Here is a 22,285-nt window from a genome sequence, read left to right as displayed (position 1 = left end):
TTTAGTTTTTGCGTTGGCTGATCAACAGTGAGCTGGGGGCGAAAGTGAAGGACAGCGAGCAGACGACACCCATTGAAGCGAACATGAATCAGAGTCGTTTTCCGATTGCCGTTTCAGACCTCGCGGCCTGGCAAGATGAGGCGAGCTACCTAGCCCAGCAGCCTGCGGTGGGCATCAACAACGATGGGACCAATTCCGACGACGCATCCAAGACCGCTGCCGTGTTGGACGAAGCGATCCGGCTGCATCTGGACACTGCGCAGAAGCGGCTGAGCGGGCCAAGGATTTTGCCGATGCTGCGCAGCACCCTGATCGGCAGTGTGATGGCCCACGTGCATGCGGCCGAAACCCTGATGCTGCGGCGTGGTGATACGAACTACCTGATCGGCAAGATTCCCAAAATTCAGGCTGATGTCCGCAATCATCTGCGACTCAAAGACCCGCAACGTATTGAATTCGAACAATTGATTCGGGACCTGGACAAGCTGGATTCCAACCTGCAGGCCAAACGGGAGCTGATTAACTCCGGTCATGTGCGTGAGGAAATTATTAACGCCGGAGCCGCGGCGAATATGGCCTATCGTCGAGAGTATGCGCGGATGTTCAGTTTCCATCGGGGGCTGACCGTCTGGACGCTGATCTTGCTAGTTCTCGGGGTGGCGCTGGCCGTCTGGGGCGCGAAAGATCCCGGCGCCTTGGCGATCTGTTTTACCCCGGTCGGTCAGGAGAGTGTGGTTTGCCCAACGGGGGAGAGCCCATACCCTACGGTGCAAACTGCGCCCGCGGCTGAGGAAACTCAGGACGAAAACACCGGGACCGGCTCAACCCAGCGCACACGCGATGAGGTGATCAAGGCAACCGCACAAGCCGCGGATATCTCATTGCTATTGCTCATGGGGATGGCAGGGGCCGCGGTGACCGCCGCCGCGTCCTTCCGCAATGTTTCAGGTACCGCGGCACCGTTTAACCTGGCCATCGCAATGGCGCTGTTGAAACTGCCGCTGGGGGCATTGACAACCGTTTTTGGGCTGATCCTGATTCGTGGCGGGTTTTTTCCGGGGCTCTCCGACCTGGACAGCTCACCGCAGATCCTTGCGTGGGCGGTAATTTTCGGGGCAGCGCAACAACTGTTCACCGCCATGGTGGACCAGCAGGCCAAACGTGTCCAAGACCAGGTGGGTGAGGCAGTTGAAGCACCCGCTGACTGATCCGGTACGCGACTTCAAGGAAACAGTGCCAGAAGGGATCGGGTTATGCCGCTGAATAACGGGTACGGGGTGCTGATCGGGACCCTGCAAAACTACTACCGCGACCCGCCGGATGACTTCGGCCGGTATTACCACGGCAATCTGGTGATCCACACCCCGGGCGGCAATTACAAGTGCGCGATCGACGTGGATCCGAAAAACATGCCCGATGGGATCCAATGGCGTGCCGTGGGTGTCCGGAATCTAGATTTTGCGGCGATCTCCGCGCTCGCCGACGGCTGGCATCCCTTGACTTTGGATCCTTCCAGCGGCGCGTTGGACTACATCCGCAGCACGGTTTTGCACCCGCCGGTCATCATTCACCTGCTGCGTTACTCAAGTTGCCTGAACCGGTTGTTGTCCTGGCTGCGCTGGAACCCGCCATGGAAGAGCGGCACCGGGTTTCAGGCGCTCACCGAACTTGAAGCGGTCATCGAGGAGGGCACCAGGTTTTTTGTGTTCGGCGAACCGTTCTCCAGCGGGCTGGGGGTGCACAACATTCACCAGAACCAGGGCGACCCTGTGGGTGGCGGGTTTGATGCGGAAAACTGGATCTGGCAGGACGGCGGAACCATTGTGCTTAAACCGGACGGTCGGCTGGTGGGTTTCCTGAACAAATTCAAGACGCAGTCTTTCAAAACCGACGATCAGGGCCGCCCGCTGTAAAAAATTGGGGGTAGGCCCCGGAGCGCGAACGAATCACCGCTCCGGGGCCTGAAGTTTGATGCTCACCAGTACATGACGCTGGACTTGCCGATGCCTCCGGCCCAGTACAGGCGCAAACGCACCACGTAGCGGCGTCCGGCCAACAATCGCAAGTTGAGCTGGGCGTTCAGGCCGGTGCCGCTGTCATCATCACCGCCCAGGTATCGCAATGAGCCGCCGTCGTCCTCGAAAAGCACCATGACCATGTCTGACTGGCCAAATGTGGAAATGGTGTAATTCTGAGAAGCTTCGGGTTTCAACACGAAGTCTGCCTGCTGGCCGGCGGCCAATTCGAGCAATTGGGATTCGAAGACCTTCAGCTCCCGCAGCTCGGCGGTGAGCTCGGGATAGAACTTCTTGGCCCATTCTTTGTCCGGGGCCGATAACCCGCCCGGAGGGTTCAGCCCGCCGGCGTACTGTGCTGGTTCCCGGATCAGTCCGGCCGGGAACCAGTACTCCATCACTGAATCCGGGTCCCAAGCGGACCCGTCAACTTCCTGGGTGCTGATTTTGCGCAAGACGTTGTGCTCGGTCTGCGAACGCGTCCAGAAGTTCGGGGAGCCGGTGAAAAACCGGTAGACCGCATCCTCATCCCACTCGATCCCGGAGAACGGATTCTGGTGTTCGTGCGGAAGCCCCAGGGTATGCCCGATCTCATGCAGGGCCGTGCTATGCCCGTAGTCATCGGTCAGGTCCCAGCCGAAGTTCATGGTGGTTTCGGTGGCCGGGATTCCCAGCAGGTCGCGTCCCACGTAGGACCAGGAACCGTCGTTCGGATCGAAAGCGATCCTGATCTCAGAGGCCGCGCGGTCGGTGGTTTCGGTGAATTTCAGCCCCAGCGGGAGGGCTTTCCATTCGGCGAAGGCGTCGCGCACGGCCTGACGCTGAGCTTCGGGGCCGTCAACAAAAAAGTAGTGCAGTTCGGTTTCGTTGACCCAGACCTTGGACAAAACTCGGATGAGGCGCATGCGTGCATCGGGCATGCCCGGGGGAAGCTCCCGGCGGATGGTCGGCTTGGACAGGCACAGCGGCCGGTTTTCATAGTTCATATCCTGCTCCCTGGGTGGAAGTTCGTCGCAGTATGAAGGGGCAGGTGCCGCACCGGGTTAGCGCGGCACCTGCGGGATGCCTAGCTGACATACACCATCGGCACACCAAGGTAGTTGGCGTTTCCGTCGGAGAAGTTCAGTTGGGCGTGTGAGCCCCCGCCGCGTGCGTACACGTTCAACGCCACGGAAAGCAACAGGTAGGCCTGATCGGCACCGAGCAGGTCTGAGTAGTACATCGTGCGCCAACCATCAAAACGGTCGTTGACGTTGATGTTGTCGTTACCGGTGGACAGCACGTTCACGGAGCCAGCCGGTTTGTAGTTGTACTGGTAGCCACGGGCCGTCATCGAGATGTTGACCTTGGCTTCCTTGGAGTCGAACCAGCCGTCATCCGCCCGGACAATGTAGAAGCCATTAAACGGAACGTAGATGGTTTGCGCGTAGTTGCGGTTCTCCGGGGCACGGAAGGTGAACCACCAGTCCATGTAGAGGGTGAAGGACCCTGCCCCGGTTCCGAAGAGTCCGGAGCCTGCGCCCGACGCCCAGCAGGAGGCATTGATGTTGCCCGGGTTGTACCCCTGCCAGGAGATGGCCCCGTTGGAGCCGTGCAGTGTGCCGTAGTACGGTGTCAGCCAGCCCACGGCGGCGGCCGAAGGGTCGGTGCCCATGATGGCAGACAACGACGTGGATTCGCCGGGGTCCTGCTCGGCCAGCGCGGCAGCTCGGTCTTCCACCTGAGCGGAGACCTGCTTGTCCGCCTCGGAGGTGTCCTGCCCCAACTGGTCGGCCAAGGCTTGCGGCAATGTTTCCTTCAGCGCCGCCAGGCTCCGCTGGCCGCGGGATTCAAGCTCGGCCTGATGGTCGGCCTGGGACTTCTGCAGCCCGACAACTTCTTCTCGCCTGGCTGCGAGCAGCCGGTCAAAGCGCGGATCGATGCCCTCATTGATGTCCGTCATGATTTGTTTCTCCCTCATGATCAGGCCAACACCTACGTCGTGGTCGGTGGTTACCGGTGCGACCGCCCGGGTGTGGGCGCGCGTCGGCCTTGTGGAAGCTCCAGCGTAGAACCGGTGCTGTTACCCGGGTATTACCCCGGTGTTACGCGGGGGAATTAGCGGGAATTTATCAGGTGGGCGATGCTGCCAAGGGTGCTCGGATCATCGTCGAAGGTGCCGTGGGAGGTGGCCTGGGACCGCCGCCCGGGGGCCCCGCCGGTGGTTTTCGACCACGTCACGTCCGCCCCGACGGAGGCGAGAAAATTTCTCAGGTCAGCATCTTGCGTATGTGTTTGTTCCATCCCGAGGATTGGGGTTTTCCGCTCGGCTTCCAGCGCGGCGCTGATCAGGCAGAGCATCGAACGCGGGTAAAGCCACAGCACGCTGTCGTCCTCTTCGAGCTGGTGGCCCAGCCCAAAAAGGTGCAGGTTTTCCAACCCCTGGGCTGAACCGGTGATGGGGCGCAAGGTCCGGTTGAACTCCGCGACGGTCAGTGCAGGGGCCAGCAGGCTCAATGAACTGACTGCCGTGTCCGGGTGGTGCTGAAGGTATTGGGGAATGAACCGGGAGTGGAAGATTGCCCCGGCCGAGTGCCCGGCCGCATGCACCTGCACGTCTCCCGGATTATGCTGGGTGAACTCGGCAAGCCGTTGGGCGACGTAGCGGGCCCCGCCATCGCTGGCGACGGCTTGATCCGCTCCGATTTTCATCTGTCCCCAGACCTTTTGCCCCAACGGGCGGATTGCTCGTTCCAATCCGTCGCTGAACAGGTCTTCAATCAGGTTGCGGGCCCGGCCTTGTTCCTGCAGCTCACGAGCGCTGCCGCGGGGCAACAGGGAGCCCAAGGCATCAAGCAACCCGGTCTCCCAGACAAAAAACAGCGGGTAGATGCCGTGCGACAGGAAATGCGGAAGCAGCCGGGCAGCCCCGATGATGCCGCGTGATTCACTCACCAAACCGCCGTGCGCCCAGATTAACAGGCGCAGCGGCCGTTGGTGAGTTTCCAGATACCGGGGAAGGTGTTCAGCGAAGATGGCGTCGACGTCGTCGCGGCTGGTCTGCAAGGTGCCGTCGGTGGAGAACTGGCCGTTGGACAGGTTCACCAGATGCGGACGCAAGGCATCCAAATCCAGGGTGGGCGGCAACGCATGCAGGGTCGCGGGTTCGGCCGGCTGCAGGCTCAACAGTGTCATGGGGTGCTCCTTGGTGGTGCCGCGAACACGGTGTTGAGTCAAAGGATGGACGCGCAGGCGTTACCGGCGCATTACCCGCTGGCCCGCCTGCGGGGATTTTCGCCGCGGTAAACCATCACCAGACCGGTGAGCAACAGGGCGAATTGCACGATGGTGACCACCGCGCCTTCGGCGGTGAACAGTACCGACCAGCCGCTGAGCAGCAGCACTAGCGTCGGCAGGAGGATCATAGCGCCGCACAGGCGCAGCCACGAACCGTTCATGGCCAAATCCTACGACACAGCCCGCGACAACACCAGAGGTGAAATCGCGGGCTGTGGAGGAACAATCCGTGCTTTTAGGAATCCAGGCGTCCCACCGCGGTCACCGTGACCACCGGCTCGCCCACCGCGTCGGAATCATCCAGCGAGATGGTCGCGTTGATTCCCCAGTCGTGGTTTTCTTCCGGGTCGGCAAAAATCTGTCGGACCTCCCAGATGCGCCCGGGTTTTTCCTTCACGATAAACAGTTTGGAGCTGCGCGCGGTCGGGCCGTCGTCGATGTCCTCATGTTCCTCGAAGTAGTCGTCCATCGCGTTGGCCCAGGTATCGGCGTCGAATCCGTTGTGTTCGTCGAGTTCACCCAGGGCTTTGTCTTGTTCGTCGGCGAAGAGCTTCACGCGGCGGAACATCTCATTGCGCACCATCACGCGGAAGGCGCGGACGTTGCTGGTGAGTTTCTCCGGGGCAGGAGGAGTGATTTCCTCGGATTCGTTGTGCAGCTCACCGCGGGAGAGCTCTTCCCACTCGTCGAGCAGCGAGGAGTCGATCTGGCGGATCATTTCGCCCAGCCATTCGATGAGGTCTTCAAGGTCCTCGCGCAGCGAATCCTGCGGCACACTCTGGCGCAGCGCCTTGTAGGCATCGGTCAGGTAACGCAGCAGCACCCCTTCGGAGCGGGCCAGCTGGTAGTACTGGACGAAGTCGGAGAACCCCATGGCGCGTTCATACATGTCGCGCACCACACTCTTGGGCTGAAGCTCGAAGTCCGCGAGCCACGGCGCACCGGCACGGTACTGCTCGAAGGCCGCCTCCAGCTTTTGCGCCAGCGGCATCGGGTAGGTGACTTCTTCCAGCGCGGTCATGCGCGCGTCGTAGTCCAACCCGTCGGCTTTCATCGCGGCAATGGCTTCGCCGCGGGCCTTCTTTTCCTGTCCGGAGAGCACCTGACGCGGTTTTTCAAGGGTCGCCTCGATGGTGGAGACCACATCCAGCGCGTAGCTGGCCGAATCCGGATCCAGCAGCTCCAGGGCGGCCAGGGCGAACGGGGACAGCGGCTGATTCAACGCGAAGTTCTGTTGCAGGTGCACGGTCAGTTCGTAGTAGTTGCCGTACTGATCCGGTTCGGCGCGACGCACCACCACACCGGTAGCGATCAGTTCACGCAGAATGCCGATGGCGCGGAGTTTGAGTTTGCGTTGCGCGGCGGGGGTTTCGTGGTTTTCGCTCAGCAGGCGCACCGCCGCCTCAAACGCGTTGTCCTCACGTTCGAGCAGGTTCAGCAACATCGAGTGCGAAACCTGGAAGGAGGACTTGAGCGTTTCCGGGGCGGCGTCGACGATCTTCTCAAAGGTCTTCTCACCCCAGGTCACAAAACCCTGAGGTGGTTTCTTTTTGGGGATCTGCTTCAGTTTGGTTGAGCCCTCACCGTGCTTTTTCAGGGCCTTCTCCATGGCCTTGTGGTTCTCGATGGCGTGCTCGGGGGCTTGGACCAGCACCGTGCCGGCGGTATCAAAACCCGCCCGCCCGGCACGCCCGGCGATCTGATGGAACTCGCGGGCGTTCAGGATACGGGTTCGTGTTCCGTCGAACTTGGATAACGCGGTGATCACCACGGTGCGGATCGGCACGTTGATCCCCACCCCCAGGGTGTCGGTGCCGCAGATGACCTTCAGCAGGCCGGCCTGGGCCAGCTGCTCGACCAGGCGCCGGTATTTGGGCAGCATGCCCGCATGGTGCACCCCGATGCCGTGGCGTACCAGGCGGTTCAGGGTTTTGCCGAAGCCGGCGGCGAAACGGAACCCGGCGATCAGCTCGGCGATCCGGTCCTTTTCCTCGCGGGTGGCCACGTTGATGCTCATCAACCCGGTCGCCCGGTCGATCGCATCCAACTGGGAGAAGTGCACGATGTAGATCGGCACCTGCTGGGTTTTGATCAGTTCCTCCACGGCTTCCTGCACCGGCTCCATGGAGTAGTAGAAATGCAGCGGGATGGGGCGCTGGGTGTGGGCGACGGTGACCGTGGTTTTGCCGGTGCGCTCTTCCAGTTCCTTTTCGAAGCGGCTCACGTCGCCCAGGGTGGCACTCATGAGCAAAAACTGCGCCTGCGGGAGCTCGATCAGCGGCACCTGCCACGCCCAGCCACGCTGCGGGTCGGCGTAGAAATGGAACTCGTCCATGATCACGCACCCCACATCGGCGCGGGAGCCTTCGCGCAGGGCGATATTCGCCAAGATTTCCGCGGTGCAGCAGATGATCGGGGCGTCGGCGTTGACCGACGAGTCACCGGTCACCATGCCGACGTTCTCCGCACCGAAGATCTTGCATAAATCAAAAAACTTCTCGGACACCAGCGCCTTGATCGGGGCGGTGTAGAAGCTGATCTGGTCCCGGGCCATGGCGTAAAAATGGGCGGCGATGGCGACCAGCGACTTGCCCGAACCGGTGGGGGTGGCCAAGATGACGTTGCTGCCACCGGCCAGGGCCATCGAAGCCTCGTCCTGGGCCGGGTACAACTCGATGCCGCGGGTGGAGACCCAACGGCCGAAGGCCTCGTAGATTTCGTCGTCGGATACGTTCTTCGCGTCTGCAGGCAGGTAATCGGTGAGCAACATGATGTTCCAAGCCTATCCTTTGCGAACTGTGACCACGGGCTAGGTGATAACGCGCCGCGCGAATATGCTCAGGAATATGAAGTGGGATCCGAGAAAGTACACCGAATTCGCCGATTATCGCGGTCGTCCCTACAAAGACCTGTTAGGTCAGCTGGGAGAGGTGAACCCGGCAAAAATTGTGGACCTCGGCTGCGGACCCGGAAATATGACCAGGCTGCTGGCCCAACGGTGGCCGCAGGCGCAGGTCACCGGCTTGGATTCGTCGCCCGAAATGATCACGCAGGCCAGCGACGCTGAACACGAACCAAACCTGGGTTTCGAACTGGCCGACGCGCTGACGTGGCATCCGGAACCGGACACGGATTTATTGTTCTCCAACGCGATGCTGCAGTGGCTGCCCGGACACCGAGACCTGCTCAAGGTTTGGCTCGACGAACTGAAACCCGGAGCTTATGTGGCCATCCAAGTGCCGGGAAACTTCGGTTCCCCGTCCCATTCGGTGATGCGACAGGTTGCAGATAGCCCTGAGTGGGTTAATGAACTTGGCGGTGTGCTGCGCCATGACGATGTGGTCGGGGAACCCGACGAATACCAACGGATCTTGTTGCAGGCCGGATTCCAAGCCAACGTGTGGGAGACCACCTACCAGCAGGTGATGATCGGCGAGGATCCGATCTTGGACTGGGTGCGCGGTACCGCGCTGTTGCCGATCAGGGCGGCCCTGGATAGCGCGGATTACCTGAGATTCGAGGACGACTACCGGGTGCAGATCAGTGCGCACTACCCGTTTTTTGCGGGGCCGGATGGAACCAAGGTCACCAATTTCCCATTCCGCCGGATCTTTATGATCGGCCGGAAGCTCGGCTGAAAACCTGCCCACCCGCAGGGCCGGGGATCGCAGGCCCGAAGATAGCGGAATTGCCGCCGGCGAAAACAGCCGACGGCAACTCCTTGTCCTGGGTTACCAGCCGCGCTCACGCCATTCATCCAGGTGCGGTCGCTCGATGCCCAGCTCGGTGGTGTTCCCATGCCCGGGAAAAACCTTGGTTTCATCCGGGAACCGGTCAAAGATCCGGACCGAGACATCGGTGATCAGCGAACTGAAGCGCTGGGGATCTTTCCAGGTGTTGCCCACCCCTCCGGGAAAGAGGCTGTCGCCGCTGAGGATCACCGGCTGACCCGAGGAATCCACCAACGCATAGGCGATCGAACCGGGGGTGTGGCCGCGCAGGTGGATGGCCTCGATCACCACGTCGCCAAGGGTTATCTTCGACCCGTCGGAGAGCGGATGGCTGATCGTCACCCCGGCCTCCGCCGCGATTCCCTGGCAGTCATCGGCGCCCGCATAGGTGTCCACCGGGTATTTTTCAACCGTTGCGGCCAGCGCGCGCACATGATCCCAATGCTGATGCGTGGTGGCGATACCGACAATGTGCGGCTCCGGGCCGTCGTGGCTAGCCGCCGCGATCAACTCCTGAATGGCTTCAAAGTCGTCGGCCGCGTCAACCAGCAGCTGTTTGCCGCTGGCTTTCTCGGTGATCAGGTACACGTTGTTGGCCATATCGGAGACGGAAATCCAGCGGATGCTGACATCGTCCAAAAGAAGTTCGTTCATGTCCCCAGACTACGGGGAAAGCCGCTGTGTTCACGATAGGCTCAGTAGACGAGCGTCAATCAACGAAACGGAGCGGCGCATGAACACCCTGCACTTTGTGAAACTCGATGAAAAATCGGCGGTAGTTCCCTACCAGCAGGTCCGCGAGCAAATCCTGAGAGCCATCTCCGAAGGAAGATTAGCGCCCGGGACAAAACTCCCTTCGGTGCGCGCGCTCGCCGGCACGCTGGGACTTGCGGTCAACACCGTCGCCAAGGTGTACAAGGAACTTGAATTGCAAGGTGCCGTGGTGACTCGCGGGCGCCACGGCACGGTGGTCCAAGCGACCGAGGACCGTGCGGACCAGGAGGTCAGTGATGCGGCGGCAGACCTGGCGCGGATCGCGCAGATGTGGTCCGTGGATGAAGAAACCGCGGTGAAGTACGTACGTGCCGCCTTCAGCTCACTGCCTCGGTAGTGTGATGGTGCGTTGCTCGCGAAGCACCGCGAGGGGATAAACCTCCTCAAGGAGGCACTCTTCGTGCCCCGAGTCGCAATCGCCGGCGCACGGTGCGACAGCATGCCGGAATTCCACGATGACCAGCGGACTGGTTGGACATTAGACCAAGCATCCTCCTGAATACATGCCGTGGCAGCGGATGCCGGCAGCGCTGGCAAGTGAGGCTCCATGGATAACGACCGTCGTTCCGGCTCGGTACCGTGGTGCCGCGCGGGGCCATCCGACCCTGTGGAAAACCTCTCAAAATAATTATTCTTGCCCATAGGCTGTGCGAATTGACACCCACCGACTTCGGGAGCTCATCGTGCAGCAGAACACTCAACGTCCACAAATATTGCAAGCCGGGGCAGCTTGTTGCCTGCTGTGGGGGCTGCTGACCGGCTGCACCACCATTTCCGCGCAGCCCGAAACACCGCCGGCCGCCCTGGGTGCCCAACCCGTTACGGTGGCCTGGAGCAGCAAAGAAAACCTCGTCTCAAAGATTCACGTGATTCAACCCCGCGGGCTGGCAATCGCCTACGTTGAACGCAAAGGTTCCCTGGCACTGATTGCCCGTGACCTTAATGACGGGTCGCAACGCTGGAAGCGCGAGGCCTCCATCGGACGCACACCCGGCGGGATCGCCCTGGCATTTCCGGTCATCGAACGTGATGGAAAACAGACGATGGCCATGCTTGAACCTATCGGCGAAGAATCCGAACAACTGGTGATCATTGACCTCGCCACCGGAGATAACATAGCAGAAGCTTTTCCGACCACCTTGCGGGCAAATCGTCCCACCGAATGCGACGGATCGTGGTGTATCGAGGCCTACACGAGCCAAGGCGTTGACAAAGATCTGCGGTACGACTGGGATGACCAGCGCTGGAACCCGGTCTCAAGCCGCGAGCTTCCCACACCCAAGAAAAAATCTTCAGACCGGCTGATCGACGAGGGCCTGTCATCATCCCAGGACAGGGGAGAGAACCAAGAGATCCTGAGCTATGCCCGCGACGGCAGAATTCTCTGGAGCATCCCCTACGAACAGATTTTCGACCGGTACTATTCAACAGATCACGGATGGGAATGGGAAATGTTCAACGAGCCGCACCAAACCTACGTGGGGAGCGGTTCGCGGATGGACTACCAATACGTGCCAGATGGAGACGCGTATGTACGAGACTGGAGCACAGACCAGATGCTCGTCGGGCTGGAACCCGAAACCGGCAAACGACGCTGGGCGATACCAGGGGCGGCCCTGAACTGCGCCAGCATCGCCAACGTCCGTGCCGCCCAGACCCGTAGCAGCTTTGTCACCTGCAGATTCCAGCAGGGACTGACCACGGTACGCCCCGCCACCGGATGGACCGAAGGGACCACCGGGCTGAAATGGGATGTGGCAAGCATCGATGCAACCACCGGCGAGGTTCTGTGGTCCCACGAACTGCCGGAATACGACGACGCGGTGGATCTGGCCGATGCGAACAAAATCCTTGGCGACCAGAAATACACAATCCTGCCCCTGAAGTCTGGGCTCGCCGCGGTGGATATCGCGACCGGGGCGAAAGCCGAACTCTCCGAGGTCCTCGGGCCGATTGTCCTGTGCGAAATCGAGCGAGAGCCGGTAGACATCAAGAACCCCACCAAAGAATCCGGAAAAACCAATCTGAACCTTGGCGAAAGTGTGGAACCGTGCACTCGCGATGACTTGAAGCCGACCAAGGAGCTTCCGTTATTCGCAGAATTCCAACGAATCGGCCTGGATAAGAACCCCATTGAGGTTCTCGCCTCCCGCAACGGCATGGTCGCCTACAAGATGCCCGAACGCTGATGGCCATTCACCTTTGAGCGCTCAGGCTTCACGCCGGGAAACCGCGACGAATCAGTCGAGTTGTCATCCCAGGCGTCACGCCGGCAAACCCCTGTCATGACTCCTGCGTCAGCCCAAAGCCAGTCCGTGAGGCTAACTCACCCAGCGCGCCGGTGCGAACTTGAGCCGGTAGGACACTTGGCGCTCGCCGTGAGATTTTCAGGTCGTGGAGCTTGTGACTGTGAGTTACGTCGGAGTTCACACTCATTCGAAGTAATTTTCGATTAGTATTGCTTCGTGGCTATTACTGCAGAGAGCAAAAAAACTGATTTGACGCGCCTGGTCGTCAAGGGCGCGCGTGAGCACAACCTGAAGAATGTCGACATCGATCTGCCGCGTGACGCGATGATCGTGTTCACCGGCTTGTCCGGTTCTGGCAAATCTTCGCTGGCGTTCGACACGATTTTCGCCGAGGGCCAGAGACGTTACGTTGAGTCGCTCTCTGCCTATGCCCGAATGTTCCTGGGCCAGGTCGACAAGCCGGATGTGGACTTCATCGAAGGCTTGTCCCCGGCGGTGTCCATCGACCAGAAATCCACCAGCCGAAACCCGCGTTCCACGGTCGGCACCATCACCGAGGTCTACGACTACATGCGTTTGCTCTGGGCGCGTGTGGGGCGTCCGCACTGCCCGGAATGCGGCGAGCCGATTTCCAAGCAGACTCCGCAGCAGATTGTGGATCAGCTCATGGAGCTGCCCGAACGCACCCGTTTCCAGATCCTTGCCCCGGTGGTTCGCTCCCGCAAGGGCGAATTTGTGGACCTGTTCGCAGAGCTCTCCGCCAAGGGCTTCTCCCGCGCCCGGGTTGATGGAACAACCATCCAGCTCACCGATCCTCCGAAGCTGGCTAAACAGGTCAAGCACACCATCGAGGTGGTGGTCGACCGCCTGGCCATGAAGGAAGACGTCCATCAGCGCCTGACCGATTCCATCGAGACTGCCCTGGGTATTGCCGATGGAAGGGTCCTGGCGGATTTTGTCGACCTCGACGCCGATGATCCGCAGCGTATCCGCTCATTTTCCGAGAACCTTGCCTGCCCCAACGAGCACCCGTTGGCCATCGATGAGATTGAACCGCGGACCTTCTCCTTCAACAACCCCTTTGGCGCCTGTTCCGCCTGCTCCGGTATCGGTACCAAGCTGGAGGTGGACGAACACCTGATCGTCCCCGACGATGAGGTGACCCTCAACGACGGGGCCATTGCTCCGTGGTCCCTGGGCAAGGCAACCACCGAGTACTGGAACCGCCTGATTGAAGGCCTGGGCAACGAACTGGGCTTTACGATGGACACCCGCTGGCGGGACCTGCCGGACGTCGCCCGGCAGGCAATTCTGCACGGCAAGGACCACAAGGTGGTGGTGCAGTACAAAAACCGGTTCGGCCGCGAACGGAAGTACTCCACCGGTTTCGAAGGTGTCATCTCCTACGTGCACCGCAAACACCAGGAAACCGAATCAGATCACGCGCGTGACCGCTACGAGCAGTACATGCGCCAGATCCACTGCCCAACCTGTGGCGGGGCGCGCTTGAACCCGGCATCGCTGTCGGTGCTGGTGGGCGGTAAATCCATTGCCCAGGTCTCCGCCATGGACCTGCGCAGCGCCGCCGAATTCCTCACCACCCTGGAACTGAGCGAACGTGAAGCGAAAATCGCGGTGCAGGTGCTGAAGGAAATTGGCGCCCGCATGAAGTTCCTGCTGGATGTGGGACTTGAGTACCTGACCCTTGAACGTGCAGCCGGCACACTCTCCGGCGGCGAAGCCCAGCGTATCCGACTGGCCACCCAGATTGGTTCCGGGCTGGTCGGGGTGCTGTATGTGCTCGATGAGCCATCCATCGGCCTGCACCAGCGGGATAACCGACGGCTGATCGAAACCCTGTTGCACCTGCGTTCGCTGGGCAACACCCTGATTGTGGTGGAGCACGACGAGGACACCATCGCTGAGGCCGACTGGATTGTGGATATCGGTCCGGGTGCCGGCGAGCACGGCGGCGAAGTGGTCCACTCGGGATCCGTTGAGGGGCTGAAGAAGAACACCCGCTCGTTGACCGGCGATTACCTCTCGGGACGCAAACAGATTGAGATTCCGTCCAAACGCCGCAAGGTGGACAAGGACCGCAAGCTCAAGGTCGTTGGCGCCAGCGAAAACAACCTGCAGAACGTCAGCGTGGAGTTCCCGCTGGGGGTGCTGACCGCGGTGACCGGTGTTTCGGGTTCCGGCAAGTCCACCCTGGTGAACGACATCCTCTACAAGGTTTTGGCGAACAAGCTCAACGGCGCCAAGCAGGTGCCCGGACGCCATACCCGTGTGCAGGGTCTGGAGCACCTGGACAAGGTGGTCCACGTGGATCAGTCGCCAATTGGCCGCACCCCGCGCTCCAACCCGGCAACCTATACCGGGGTGTTCGACAACATCCGCAAGTTGTTCGCCGAGACCAATGAGGCCAAGCTCCGCGGCTACCAGCCGGGACGTTTCTCCTTCAACGTCAAGGGCGGACGCTGCGAGGCCTGTTCGGGCGACGGCACGCTGAAAATCGAGATGAACTTCCTGCCGGACGTTTACGTCCCGTGCGAGGTGTGCCACGGAGCGCGCTACAACCGCGAAACGCTGCAGGTGCTTTACAAGGGCAAGAACATCGCCGACGTGCTGGATATGCCGATTTCTGAAGGTGCCGAATTTTTCAGCGCCTTCACCCCGATCGCCCGCCATCTGAACACCCTGGTGGATGTCGGATTGGGCTACGTCCGCCTGGGGCAGCCGGCCACCACCCTCTCCGGCGGCGAGGCGCAGCGAGTGAAACTCGCGGCCGAACTGCAGAAGCGTTCAAACGGCCGGTCCATCTACGTGCTGGATGAGCCAACCACGGGCCTGCATTTTGAAGACATCCGCAAACTGCTGCTGGTGCTGCAGGGGCTGGTCGACAAGGGAAACACCGTGTTGACCATCGAGCACAACCTGGATGTGATCAAGTCCGCTGACTGGGTGGTTGATCTGGGGCCGGAAGGCGGTTCCGGCGGTGGCACGATCATGGCCACCGGTACCCCGGAAAAGGTAGCGAAGGTCGCGCAATCGCATACCGGCGCGTTCTTGGCGCAGATCCTTTAGAAGGGACGAGCAGGCAAAATGCCCTCGGTGAGCGGGCGCGGGTACATTCGAATTCAGTTATGGATTGTTTACCCGCGTCCGCTTCGTGGGATGATGTCCTAGTGAATATGTCGGTTGCAAGCGTGCTCTTTGATCTGGACGGGACCCTGGTGGACCCTGCAGGCTCCATTACCTCCGGAATCCGCCATGCCCTGGTGGCTCACGGAATCCCGGATCCCGGAGAAGAAAATGTCGAGGCGCTGGTTGGCCCGCCGCTGCAGGTCGGGCTGCGCACCCTTGAGGGGGTCACCGATGAGAACATCGACTCGGTGATTGCCGCGTACCGGGTACGTTACGCACAGGTCGGCATGCGCCAATCCACGGTGTATCCAGGCATGCGAGAGGTGTTGGACGGGCTGCGGGCAGCAGGAATTCACGTGGCAGTGACCACCGCCAAGCCGCTGCCGATCGCCCGTGAGCTTATTGCCGTTCAAGGGCTGGACAGCAGCCTCGACGCAATCCATGGCAACAGCAGTGAAGGCGGGTCGCACGGCTCCAGCAAGGCCCACATTGTGGCCGCTGCGTTAACCCAGGCAAAGCTGGACCCAGCACACTGCGTAGTGGTGGGGGACCGGCACTACGACCTTGATGCCGCCCGCGACAACGGTGTGCGCAGCATCGGGGTGCACTGGGGTTTCGCGCAGGGTGATGAACTTGATGCCGCGGACTTCCAGGTGTCTACCGCGGCCCAGCTGGCACATCTGCTTTTGGGTGAGCAACTGGCCGCCGAATTGAACTTAGAGAAACAGCTGCAGGAAGGTGCACAGTAGATGAGCATCTACACCATGACGCGATCCTCCATCCGCGGCATCATCCACGGCATCTGCCGCGCCGAGGTCACCGGACTGGAAAACGTGCCTAAGGAGGGCGGCTTTATTGTTGCCTCCAACCATCTTTCTTTTTTTGACTCCCTGATCATCCAGGCGCTGACCCCACGCGACGTCGCCTTTTTTGCCAAGGCCGAGTACTTCACGACCCCCGGTGTCAAGGGCAAGCTGATGAAGTCGTTTTTTGAATCGGTCGGTTCCATCCCGGTGCAGCGTGGGGAGCAGGCGGCCTCCGTGGCCGCCTTGGACTCGTTGGTGGAGATCATCGAAGCCGGCAGCGGCATCGGAATTTACCCGGAAGGTACCCGGTCGCGCGACGGCAAACTGTACCGCGGACGGACCGGTGTGGGTTGGCTGGCACTGACCACCGGTGTTCCGGTGGTGCCGGTGGGCCTGATCGGAACCGAGAAGCTGCAACCGGCCGGAACCAAGGGGTTCCGTCCGACAAAATTCCACATCCACTACGGCGAGCCACTGTACTTCGACAAGCTCGGCCGGAAACACCCGCTTCCGCAGCGCCGTCTGGCTACCGACCGGATCGTTGATGCAATTGCCGAGCTTTCGGGGCAGGAGCGCGTGGACTCCTACAACCAGCTTCCGCCGGACGCCAAGTAGCCCATGGCAGATCCAGCCAGCTACCGGCCGCAAACCTCGGATATTCCCACTAAACCCGGCGTCTACCGCTTCCGCGACGAGCACGCTCGGGTGATCTATGTGGGCAAAGCACGGGTTCTGCGCAACCGCCTGTCCTCCTACTTCGTCAATCCGGACCGATTGACACCAAAAACCCGCACCATGGTTTTCACCGCCGCAAGTGTCGAGTGGACCGTGGTGGGTTCAGAACTCGAAGCGCTGCAGCTGGAGTACACCTGGATCAAGGAATACAACCCGCGGTTCAACATCGTCTTCCGGGACGACAAAACCTATCCGTACCTCGCGGTGACGATGGATGAAAAGTATCCGCGCGCCCTGGTGATGCGCGGCGATAAACGCAAGGGCGTGAAATACTTCGGCCCGTTCTACCCGGCCAAGGCCATCCGGGAAACCCTGGACACCCTGTTGCGGGTTTTCCCGGTACGCAGTTGCGCGCCGGGAGTATTCAAACGCGCCGAAGCCTCGGGGCGTCCTTGCCTGCTGGGCTACATCGACAAATGTTCGGCCCCCTGCGTGGGCCGGGTCAGCGAAGAAGAACACCGGGCCTTGGCCGATGACCTGTGCACGTTTATGGGTGGGGAAGCGACCCGATTCACCAAGGCATTGACCGTGAAGATGCAAGAGGCCGTAGCCGAGCTCGAATACGAGCAGGCTGCCCGCTACCGCGACGACATCGCCGCGCTGAACAAGGTTTTTGAACGTAATGCCGTGGTGCTGGCGGATAACACCGACGCGGATATCTTCGGAATTCACGGTGACGAGCTGGAAGCCGCGGTCCAGGTTTTCCACGTGCGAGATGGGCGTATCCGTTCTCAGCGTGGCTGGGTGGTGGAGAAGGTCACCGACACCACCGACGGCGAATTTGTCGAACAGCTGCTCACCCAGGTGTATGCGGACCATGCGGATCGGATCCCGCGGGAAATACTGGTTCCGCAGCTGCCCGAGGACACCGAAGAGGTGACCACCTGGCTTTCGGAGCTGCGGGGTTCACGGGTTTCCTTGCGGGTGGCCCAACGCGGGGACAAGGCAGCCCTGGCGGGAACCGTGGTGGAGAACGCGGAGCAATCCTTGCGCCTGCATAAGTCCAAGCGGGCGGGGGACATCACCACCCGCTCGCTGGCCATGCAGGAGCTGCAGGACGCGCTGGGGACCGAACAGGCATTGCTGCGTATCGAATGCTACGACGCCTCGCACACCCAAGGCACCAACGTGGTCGCCTCGATGGTGGTTTTTGAAGACGGGCTGCCCAAAAAGAGCGAATACCGGAAGTTCTCCATTACCGGAGACGCCGCACGTGACGACACCGCCAGCATGTATGACGTGATCCACCGTCGTTTCAGCCGGTACCTGAAGGAAAAGGTCGACCCGCAGCTGCTGACCGGTGGTGAAATCGAAGCGGGGACCGCCGAGGTGAAGAAGTTCGCCTACCCGCCTTCATTGGTCATTGTCGACGGTGGTCCGCCGCAGGTCGCCGCCGCACAAAAGGCCCTGGATGACCTGGGGATCGACGATATTCCGGTGGTTGGCCTGGCCAAACGGCTCGAAGAGTTGTGGCTGCCGGAGGACCCGTTCCCGCTCATCCTTCCGCGCGCCTCCGCCGCGTTGTATCTGGTGCAGCGGTTGCGCGACGAGGCGCACCGTTTTGCCATTACCTTCCACCGGGCCAAACGTGGCAAGTCCATGCTCGCCTCGGAGCTGGATGCGGTACCGGGCTTGGGCAAGTCGAAGCAGGAAGCATTGCGCAAACACTTTGGTTCCATGAAAAAAATTCGTGCAGCCAGTGTCGAGCAGCTGCTTGAAGTGCCCGGAGTCGGTCCGAAACTTGCGCAAACCATCGCAGATTCGCTTCAAGGCGCGTCACCGAGCGCGGTAAACATGACTACCGGAGAAATTCTGGACTAGCCTTGAAGTATGAGCGCTGAGTATGAAGCCGTAAAGCCGCCGGAATCCGAGCTGGTGATTGTTACCGGCATGTCAGGTGCCGGTCGCACGACCGTTGCCCATGCCTTGGAAGACCAGGATTGGTACGTGGTGGAGAACCTGCCACCGGCCATGGTCGGTCCCCTCACCGAGCTGATGAGCCGGTCGCAGGGGTCCATCCCGCGAATGGCCGTGGTGATGGACGTGCGTTCGAAGGACATGTTCCCCGAAATCCGTGATGCGCTGGCAAACCTGACGGCCAGCGGAGTGAAATTCCGGCTGGTCTACCTCGATGCCAGTGACGATGTTCTGGTTCGCCGGTTTGAGCAGGGACGCCGCCCCCACCCGCTGCAGGGTGATGGCCGCATCGTCAACGGAATCCAGCGCGAGCGCGAAATCACCCGGGAACTGCGCGAAGCCGCGGAAATCGTTTTGGATTCCTCCTCCATGTCGGTGCACGACTTGGCCCGCACGGTCAACGAATTGTTCAGCGAGTCCGGCCCGGTGATCCTGCGAATCAACGTGATGAGTTTCGGTTTCAAATACGGGCTGCCCACCGACGCCAACTACGTGGCTGACGTGCGCTTCATTCCCAACCCGCACTGGGTGCCTGAGCTGCGCCCGCAAACCGGGCTGGACCGGGAAGTCTCGGAATACGTTCTTTCGCAGACCGGAACCGGCGAGTTCATCGAGAATTACCTCAAGGCATTGGAGCCGGTGTTCGACGGCTACCGTCGTGAGAATAAGCACTACGCGACAATTGCCGTGGGTTGCACCGGCGGCAAACATCGTTCGGTGGCCACCAGCGTTGAACTCGGGCGCCGCCTAGCGCAGTTGCCCAATGTTCGGGTGAACGTGAGCCACCGCGACCTGGGACGTGAGTAGTAGCGATGGCCTTCGCTACCGGCCCGATCCCCATCCAGGGCCTGAACCGCAGCAACGACTATCGCAACCCATCCGTGGTGGCTCTGGGCGGGGGACATGGGCTTTCCGCGTCGTTATCCGCCCTGCGGCGGCTTTCGACCGACCTGACCGCCGTGGTCACCGTCGCAGATGATGGCGGCAGTTCCGGACGCCTGCGCGACTCATTCGACGTGCTGCCTCCAGGGGACCTGCGCATGGCGTTAGCTGCCCTGTGTGATGACAATGACTGGGGCCGGACCTGGCGTGATGTGATGCAGCACCGGTTTGAATCGCCTGCCAACGCCGAGGAACCGCTCAACGGCCACGCGGTGGGAAACCTGTTGATCCTGGCGCTCTGGGAACTTCTGGATAACCCAGTCGCCGGCCTGCGCTGGGCGGGAGCGCTGCTGGGTGCTCGCGGTCAGGTGCTGCCCATGAGCACGGTACCGCTCTCAATCCACGGCGAAGTGCTTGAAACGGATGCCGCCACCGATACGTTGGTGCGCCGCCATATCGAAGGGCAGGCGAAGATCGCCAAGGCAGGGCTCGGGGGATTGGTCACCAATGTGAGTTTGGACCCGCCGGATGCTCCCGCCTGCGCGGAGGCCCTTGAAGCCATTGAACTGGCTGACTGGGTGGTCCTTGGCCCTGGGTCGTGGTACACCTCGGTGTTGCCGCACCTTTTGCTCCCCGATATGCGCCAGGCTATCGCCACCACCACTGCCAAGCGGTTGCTGACCATGAATCTAGCGTTGGATACCGCAGAAACTTCCGGGCTGGACGCCGCGGCTCACCTGGAAGTGCTCAGCCGCTATGCGCCAGAGGTGAAATTCGACGCCATTCTCGCAGACGAATCGCTTGTGAACAACAAAGAACGATTTGAGCTCGCAGCGCAAAAACTCGGTGCCCGGACCTTTTTTAGTAGAGTAGGGGTATCTGACGGTCGTGCGGTGCACGACCCGTTGCGTCTAGCGGCGGCCTATCACGAGGTGTTTACCGCAATCGGATCCTAAGGGGATCCATGTAAGGGAGTTTGATTCATGGCATTGACGGCTTCCGTCAAAGACGAGCTGTCGCGGGTGGAAATTCGCAAGCCTTCGGTCCGCAAGGCCGAAGTCTCGACCATGTTGCGTTTTAGCGGCGGACTGCATATCGTCTCCGGACGAATTGTGATCGAAGCTGAAGTGGACTTGGCTGCGACCGCCCGCCGCTTGAAGATTGCCATTGGCGAGCTGTACGGCCACGATGCCGAGATCGTCATGGTGTCGGGATCTGGGATCCGCAAGGGCAGCCGCTACATTGTGCGCGTTTCCAAGGACGGCGAAGTTCTCGCGCGGCAAACCGGTTTGCTTGACCAGCGCGGCCGCCCGGTGCGCGGCCTGCCTTCGGTGATCGTCAACGGTTCTACCGCTGACGCCGAGGCGGTCTGGCGTGGTGCGTTCCTTTCCCACGGGTCCTTAACCGAACCCGGACGAAGCTCGGCATTGGAAATTACCTGCCCCGGCCCCGAGGCCGCGCTGGCACTGGTTGGCGCCGCGCGCCGGCTGGGCTTGACGGTTAAGGCCCGCGAGGTACGTGGTGTTGACCGGGTGGTGATTCGCGACGGCGACGCCATCGCCCAGCTGCTGACCCGCATGGGTGCACATGATGCACTGATGGTCTGGGAAGAGCGCCGGATGCGCAAGGAAGTTCGCGCCACAGCCAATCGCCTGGCGAACTTCGACGATGCCAACCTGCGTCGCAGCGCCCAAGCGGCGGTCGCTGCCGGTGCGCGTGTTGAGCGCGCCATAGAGATTCTGGGTGACGAGGTGCCTGAGCATCTGCGTTACGCCGGACTGCTACGCCTGGAGCACAAACAGGCGTCGCTGGATGAGCTCGGCCGTATGGCTGAACCACCCATGACCAAGGACGCGATTGCCGGCCGTATCCGCCGCCTTCTGGCGATGGCTGATAAAAAAGCCAGTGATATGGGAATACCCGGTACCGAGTCCAGCGTTCCAGTAGATGAACTGGAACAGTAAAGTGTCCCCGCGGTAATCCTTTCCGCGGAGATTCGTCCAATTTAACAGATTGAGGAGAATCATGGCTGTCTATTCGCTGCCAGAACTGCAGTACGACTACGCTGCCCTTGAGCCGAACATCTCGGCTCGCATCATGGAGCTGCACCACTCCAAGCACCACGCAACCTACGTTGCTGGCGCCAACTCGGCACTGGAGCAGCTGGCTGAGGCTCGCGAAAAGGGCGAGTTCGGCAACATCCCGAAGCTGTCCAAGGACCTGGCGTTCCACCTCGGTGGCCACACCAACCACTCGATCTTCTGGAACAACCTGTCCCCAGAAGGCGGCGACAAGCCTGAGGGCGAGCTGGCCGCGGCGATCGAGGACTTCTTCGGTTCGTTTGATGCATTCCGCGCTCACTTCACCGCATCGGCCATGAGCCTGCAGGGCTCGGGCTGGGCTGTTCTGGCATACGATGCAATCGGTGGCCAGCTGGTTATCGAACAGCTCTACGATCAGCAGGGCAACGTCCCAGTGGCAACCATCCCGCTGCTGATGCTGGATATGTGGGAGCACGCCTTCTACCTGGACTACGTCAACGTCAAGGCCGACTACGTCAAGGCGTTCTGGAACATCGTGAACTGGGCCGACGTCCAGGCTCGCTTCGAAGCTGCCCGCACCGGCGCCGCTTCGTTGATCGTCCCAGGAAAGTAAACTTACTTAATCGGTAAGTTAGCTCACATTCAACGTTGAGATAGCGTAGGATGTATAAGTGTGTGGCGGATCCTGGCATCAGCCGGGATCCGCATGCA

Annotated in this window: 19 protein-coding genes; 13 read left to right on the top strand and 6 right to left on the bottom strand. The window is 60.9% G+C overall.

Annotated features, from left to right (window positions below; all coding sequences use genetic code 11):
* The first annotated feature begins 83 nt into the window (after positions 1–83).
* Entirely contained in the window at positions 84–1,208 is a 1,125-nt protein-coding gene (locus tag ACIOWL_RS15985) for a hypothetical protein (RefSeq protein ID WP_400387236.1), read from the top strand.
* Between the two features lie 45 nt (positions 1,209–1,253).
* Positions 1,254–1,913: a DUF2278 family protein gene (locus ACIOWL_RS15980; RefSeq protein ID WP_400387233.1), complete on the top strand. Its 660-nt coding sequence runs from the start codon at positions 1,254–1,256 to the stop codon at positions 1,911–1,913.
* A 62-nt stretch (positions 1,914–1,975) separates the two neighbouring features.
* Here ACIOWL_RS15980 and ACIOWL_RS15975 read toward each other — a convergent pair whose 3' ends face one another.
* From ACIOWL_RS15975 to ACIOWL_RS15955, 5 genes are all read right to left on the bottom strand, one after another.
* The gene (locus tag ACIOWL_RS15975) at positions 1,976–3,001 is read right to left on the bottom strand and encodes a M12 family metallopeptidase (protein WP_400387231.1); all 1,026 of its coding nucleotides are present in this window, start codon (positions 2,999–3,001) and stop codon (positions 1,976–1,978) included.
* Positions 3,002–3,081: 80 nt separating this feature from the next.
* Positions 3,082–3,957: a hypothetical protein gene (locus ACIOWL_RS15970; protein WP_400387229.1), complete on the bottom strand. Its 876-nt coding sequence runs from the start codon at positions 3,955–3,957 to the stop codon at positions 3,082–3,084.
* A 155-nt stretch (positions 3,958–4,112) separates the two neighbouring features.
* Positions 4,113–5,189: a hypothetical protein gene (locus ACIOWL_RS15965; RefSeq protein WP_400387226.1), complete on the bottom strand. Its 1,077-nt coding sequence runs from the start codon at positions 5,187–5,189 to the stop codon at positions 4,113–4,115.
* Positions 5,190–5,260: 71 nt separating this feature from the next.
* The gene (locus ACIOWL_RS15960) at positions 5,261–5,452 is read right to left on the bottom strand and encodes a hypothetical protein (RefSeq protein ID WP_400387223.1); all 192 of its coding nucleotides are present in this window, start codon (positions 5,450–5,452) and stop codon (positions 5,261–5,263) included.
* Between the two features lie 74 nt (positions 5,453–5,526).
* Positions 5,527–8,061 carry a DEAD/DEAH box helicase gene (locus ACIOWL_RS15955; RefSeq protein WP_400387221.1) on the bottom strand — a complete coding sequence of 845 codons (2,535 nt, stop codon included), beginning with the start codon at positions 8,059–8,061 and terminating at the stop codon, positions 5,527–5,529.
* A gap of 76 nt (positions 8,062–8,137) precedes the next feature.
* On the opposite strand from ACIOWL_RS15955, the gene ACIOWL_RS15950 reads away from it, so the two are divergent.
* Positions 8,138–8,929 carry a trans-aconitate 2-methyltransferase gene (locus ACIOWL_RS15950; RefSeq protein WP_400387218.1) on the top strand — a complete coding sequence of 264 codons (792 nt, stop codon included), beginning with the start codon at positions 8,138–8,140 and terminating at the stop codon, positions 8,927–8,929.
* Positions 8,930–9,022: 93 nt separating this feature from the next.
* Here ACIOWL_RS15950 and ACIOWL_RS15945 read toward each other — a convergent pair whose 3' ends face one another.
* Positions 9,023–9,676 (bottom strand): MBL fold metallo-hydrolase, encoded by a 654-nt coding sequence (locus ACIOWL_RS15945; RefSeq protein WP_400387216.1) that lies wholly within the window; start codon positions 9,674–9,676, stop codon positions 9,023–9,025.
* A gap of 79 nt (positions 9,677–9,755) precedes the next feature.
* Between ACIOWL_RS15945 and ACIOWL_RS15940 the strand changes: the two genes are divergently transcribed.
* The 10 genes from ACIOWL_RS15940 to ACIOWL_RS15895 all read left to right on the top strand — a co-directional run bounded on the left by ACIOWL_RS15940 (position 9,756) and on the right by ACIOWL_RS15895 (position 22,187).
* Positions 9,756–10,133 (top strand): GntR family transcriptional regulator, encoded by a 378-nt coding sequence (locus ACIOWL_RS15940; RefSeq protein ID WP_400387214.1) that lies wholly within the window; start codon positions 9,756–9,758, stop codon positions 10,131–10,133.
* Between the two features lie 346 nt (positions 10,134–10,479).
* On the top strand, positions 10,480–11,985 hold the full coding sequence (locus tag ACIOWL_RS15935) for a PQQ-binding-like beta-propeller repeat protein (protein ID WP_400387212.1): 1,506 nt from the start codon (positions 10,480–10,482) through the stop codon (positions 11,983–11,985).
* Positions 11,986–12,261: 276 nt separating this feature from the next.
* Positions 12,262–15,132 (top strand): excinuclease ABC subunit UvrA, encoded by a 2,871-nt coding sequence (uvrA, locus tag ACIOWL_RS15930; protein WP_400387210.1) that lies wholly within the window; start codon positions 12,262–12,264, stop codon positions 15,130–15,132.
* 107 nt (positions 15,133–15,239) lie between these two features.
* Positions 15,240–15,941, top strand: a complete 702-nt coding sequence (locus tag ACIOWL_RS15925; RefSeq protein ID WP_400387207.1) for an HAD hydrolase-like protein — start codon at positions 15,240–15,242, stop codon at positions 15,939–15,941.
* On the top strand, positions 15,942–16,613 hold the full coding sequence (locus ACIOWL_RS15920) for a lysophospholipid acyltransferase family protein (RefSeq protein ID WP_400387205.1): 672 nt from the start codon (positions 15,942–15,944) through the stop codon (positions 16,611–16,613). It abuts the gene before it with no gap.
* Positions 16,614–16,616: 3 nt separating this feature from the next.
* On the top strand, positions 16,617–18,554 hold the full coding sequence (gene uvrC, locus ACIOWL_RS15915; protein ID WP_400387202.1) for an excinuclease ABC subunit UvrC: 1,938 nt from the start codon (positions 16,617–16,619) through the stop codon (positions 18,552–18,554).
* 9 nt (positions 18,555–18,563) lie between these two features.
* Positions 18,564–19,457, top strand: a complete 894-nt coding sequence (gene rapZ, locus ACIOWL_RS15910; RefSeq protein WP_400387200.1) for an RNase adapter RapZ — start codon at positions 18,564–18,566, stop codon at positions 19,455–19,457.
* 5 nt (positions 19,458–19,462) lie between these two features.
* Complete coding sequence (yvcK, locus tag ACIOWL_RS15905; protein ID WP_400387197.1) at positions 19,463–20,488, top strand: uridine diphosphate-N-acetylglucosamine-binding protein YvcK; 1,026 nt, start codon at positions 19,463–19,465, stop codon at positions 20,486–20,488.
* 27 nt (positions 20,489–20,515) lie between these two features.
* On the top strand, positions 20,516–21,496 hold the full coding sequence (gene whiA / locus ACIOWL_RS15900; RefSeq protein WP_400387195.1) for a DNA-binding protein WhiA: 981 nt from the start codon (positions 20,516–20,518) through the stop codon (positions 21,494–21,496).
* A 61-nt stretch (positions 21,497–21,557) separates the two neighbouring features.
* Positions 21,558–22,187: a superoxide dismutase gene (locus ACIOWL_RS15895; RefSeq protein ID WP_400387192.1), complete on the top strand. Its 630-nt coding sequence runs from the start codon at positions 21,558–21,560 to the stop codon at positions 22,185–22,187.
* Positions 22,188–22,285: the final 98 nt, after the last annotated feature.

Source organism: Glutamicibacter sp. NPDC087344, from assembly GCF_044744225.1.
Classification (GTDB): Bacteria; Actinomycetota; Actinomycetes; order Actinomycetales; family Micrococcaceae; genus Glutamicibacter.
This window is presented reverse-complemented; position numbering and strand designations above follow the sequence as displayed.

Bases quoted from the DNA above. Each gene is read 5' to 3' on its own strand.
- ACIOWL_RS15985 (WP_400387236.1), top strand. From the start codon at position 84: ATGAATCAGAGTCGTTTTCCGATTGCCGTTTCAGACCTCGCGGCCTGG.
- ACIOWL_RS15980 (WP_400387233.1), top strand. From the start codon at position 1,254: ATGCCGCTGAATAACGGGTACGGGGTGCTGATCGGGACCCTGCAAAAC.
- ACIOWL_RS15975 (WP_400387231.1), bottom strand. From the start codon at position 3,001: ATGAACTATGAAAACCGGCCGCTGTGCCTGTCCAAGCCGACCATCCGC.
- ACIOWL_RS15970 (WP_400387229.1), bottom strand. From the start codon at position 3,957: ATGACGGACATCAATGAGGGCATCGATCCGCGCTTTGACCGGCTGCTC.
- ACIOWL_RS15965 (WP_400387226.1), bottom strand. From the start codon at position 5,189: ATGACACTGTTGAGCCTGCAGCCGGCCGAACCCGCGACCCTGCATGCG.
- ACIOWL_RS15960 (WP_400387223.1), bottom strand. From the start codon at position 5,452: ATGAACGGTTCGTGGCTGCGCCTGTGCGGCGCTATGATCCTCCTGCCG.
- ACIOWL_RS15955 (WP_400387221.1), bottom strand. From the start codon at position 8,061: ATGTTGCTCACCGATTACCTGCCTGCAGACGCGAAGAACGTATCCGAC.
- ACIOWL_RS15950 (WP_400387218.1), top strand. From the start codon at position 8,138: ATGAAGTGGGATCCGAGAAAGTACACCGAATTCGCCGATTATCGCGGT.
- ACIOWL_RS15945 (WP_400387216.1), bottom strand. From the start codon at position 9,676: ATGAACGAACTTCTTTTGGACGATGTCAGCATCCGCTGGATTTCCGTC.
- ACIOWL_RS15940 (WP_400387214.1), top strand. From the start codon at position 9,756: ATGAACACCCTGCACTTTGTGAAACTCGATGAAAAATCGGCGGTAGTT.
- ACIOWL_RS15925 (WP_400387207.1), top strand. From the start codon at position 15,240: ATGTCGGTTGCAAGCGTGCTCTTTGATCTGGACGGGACCCTGGTGGAC.
- ACIOWL_RS15920 (WP_400387205.1), top strand. From the start codon at position 15,942: ATGAGCATCTACACCATGACGCGATCCTCCATCCGCGGCATCATCCAC.
- uvrC (WP_400387202.1), top strand. From the start codon at position 16,617: ATGGCAGATCCAGCCAGCTACCGGCCGCAAACCTCGGATATTCCCACT.
- rapZ (WP_400387200.1), top strand. From the start codon at position 18,564: ATGAGCGCTGAGTATGAAGCCGTAAAGCCGCCGGAATCCGAGCTGGTG.
- yvcK (WP_400387197.1), top strand. From the start codon at position 19,463: ATGGCCTTCGCTACCGGCCCGATCCCCATCCAGGGCCTGAACCGCAGC.
- whiA (WP_400387195.1), top strand. From the start codon at position 20,516: ATGGCATTGACGGCTTCCGTCAAAGACGAGCTGTCGCGGGTGGAAATT.
- ACIOWL_RS15895 (WP_400387192.1), top strand. From the start codon at position 21,558: ATGGCTGTCTATTCGCTGCCAGAACTGCAGTACGACTACGCTGCCCTT.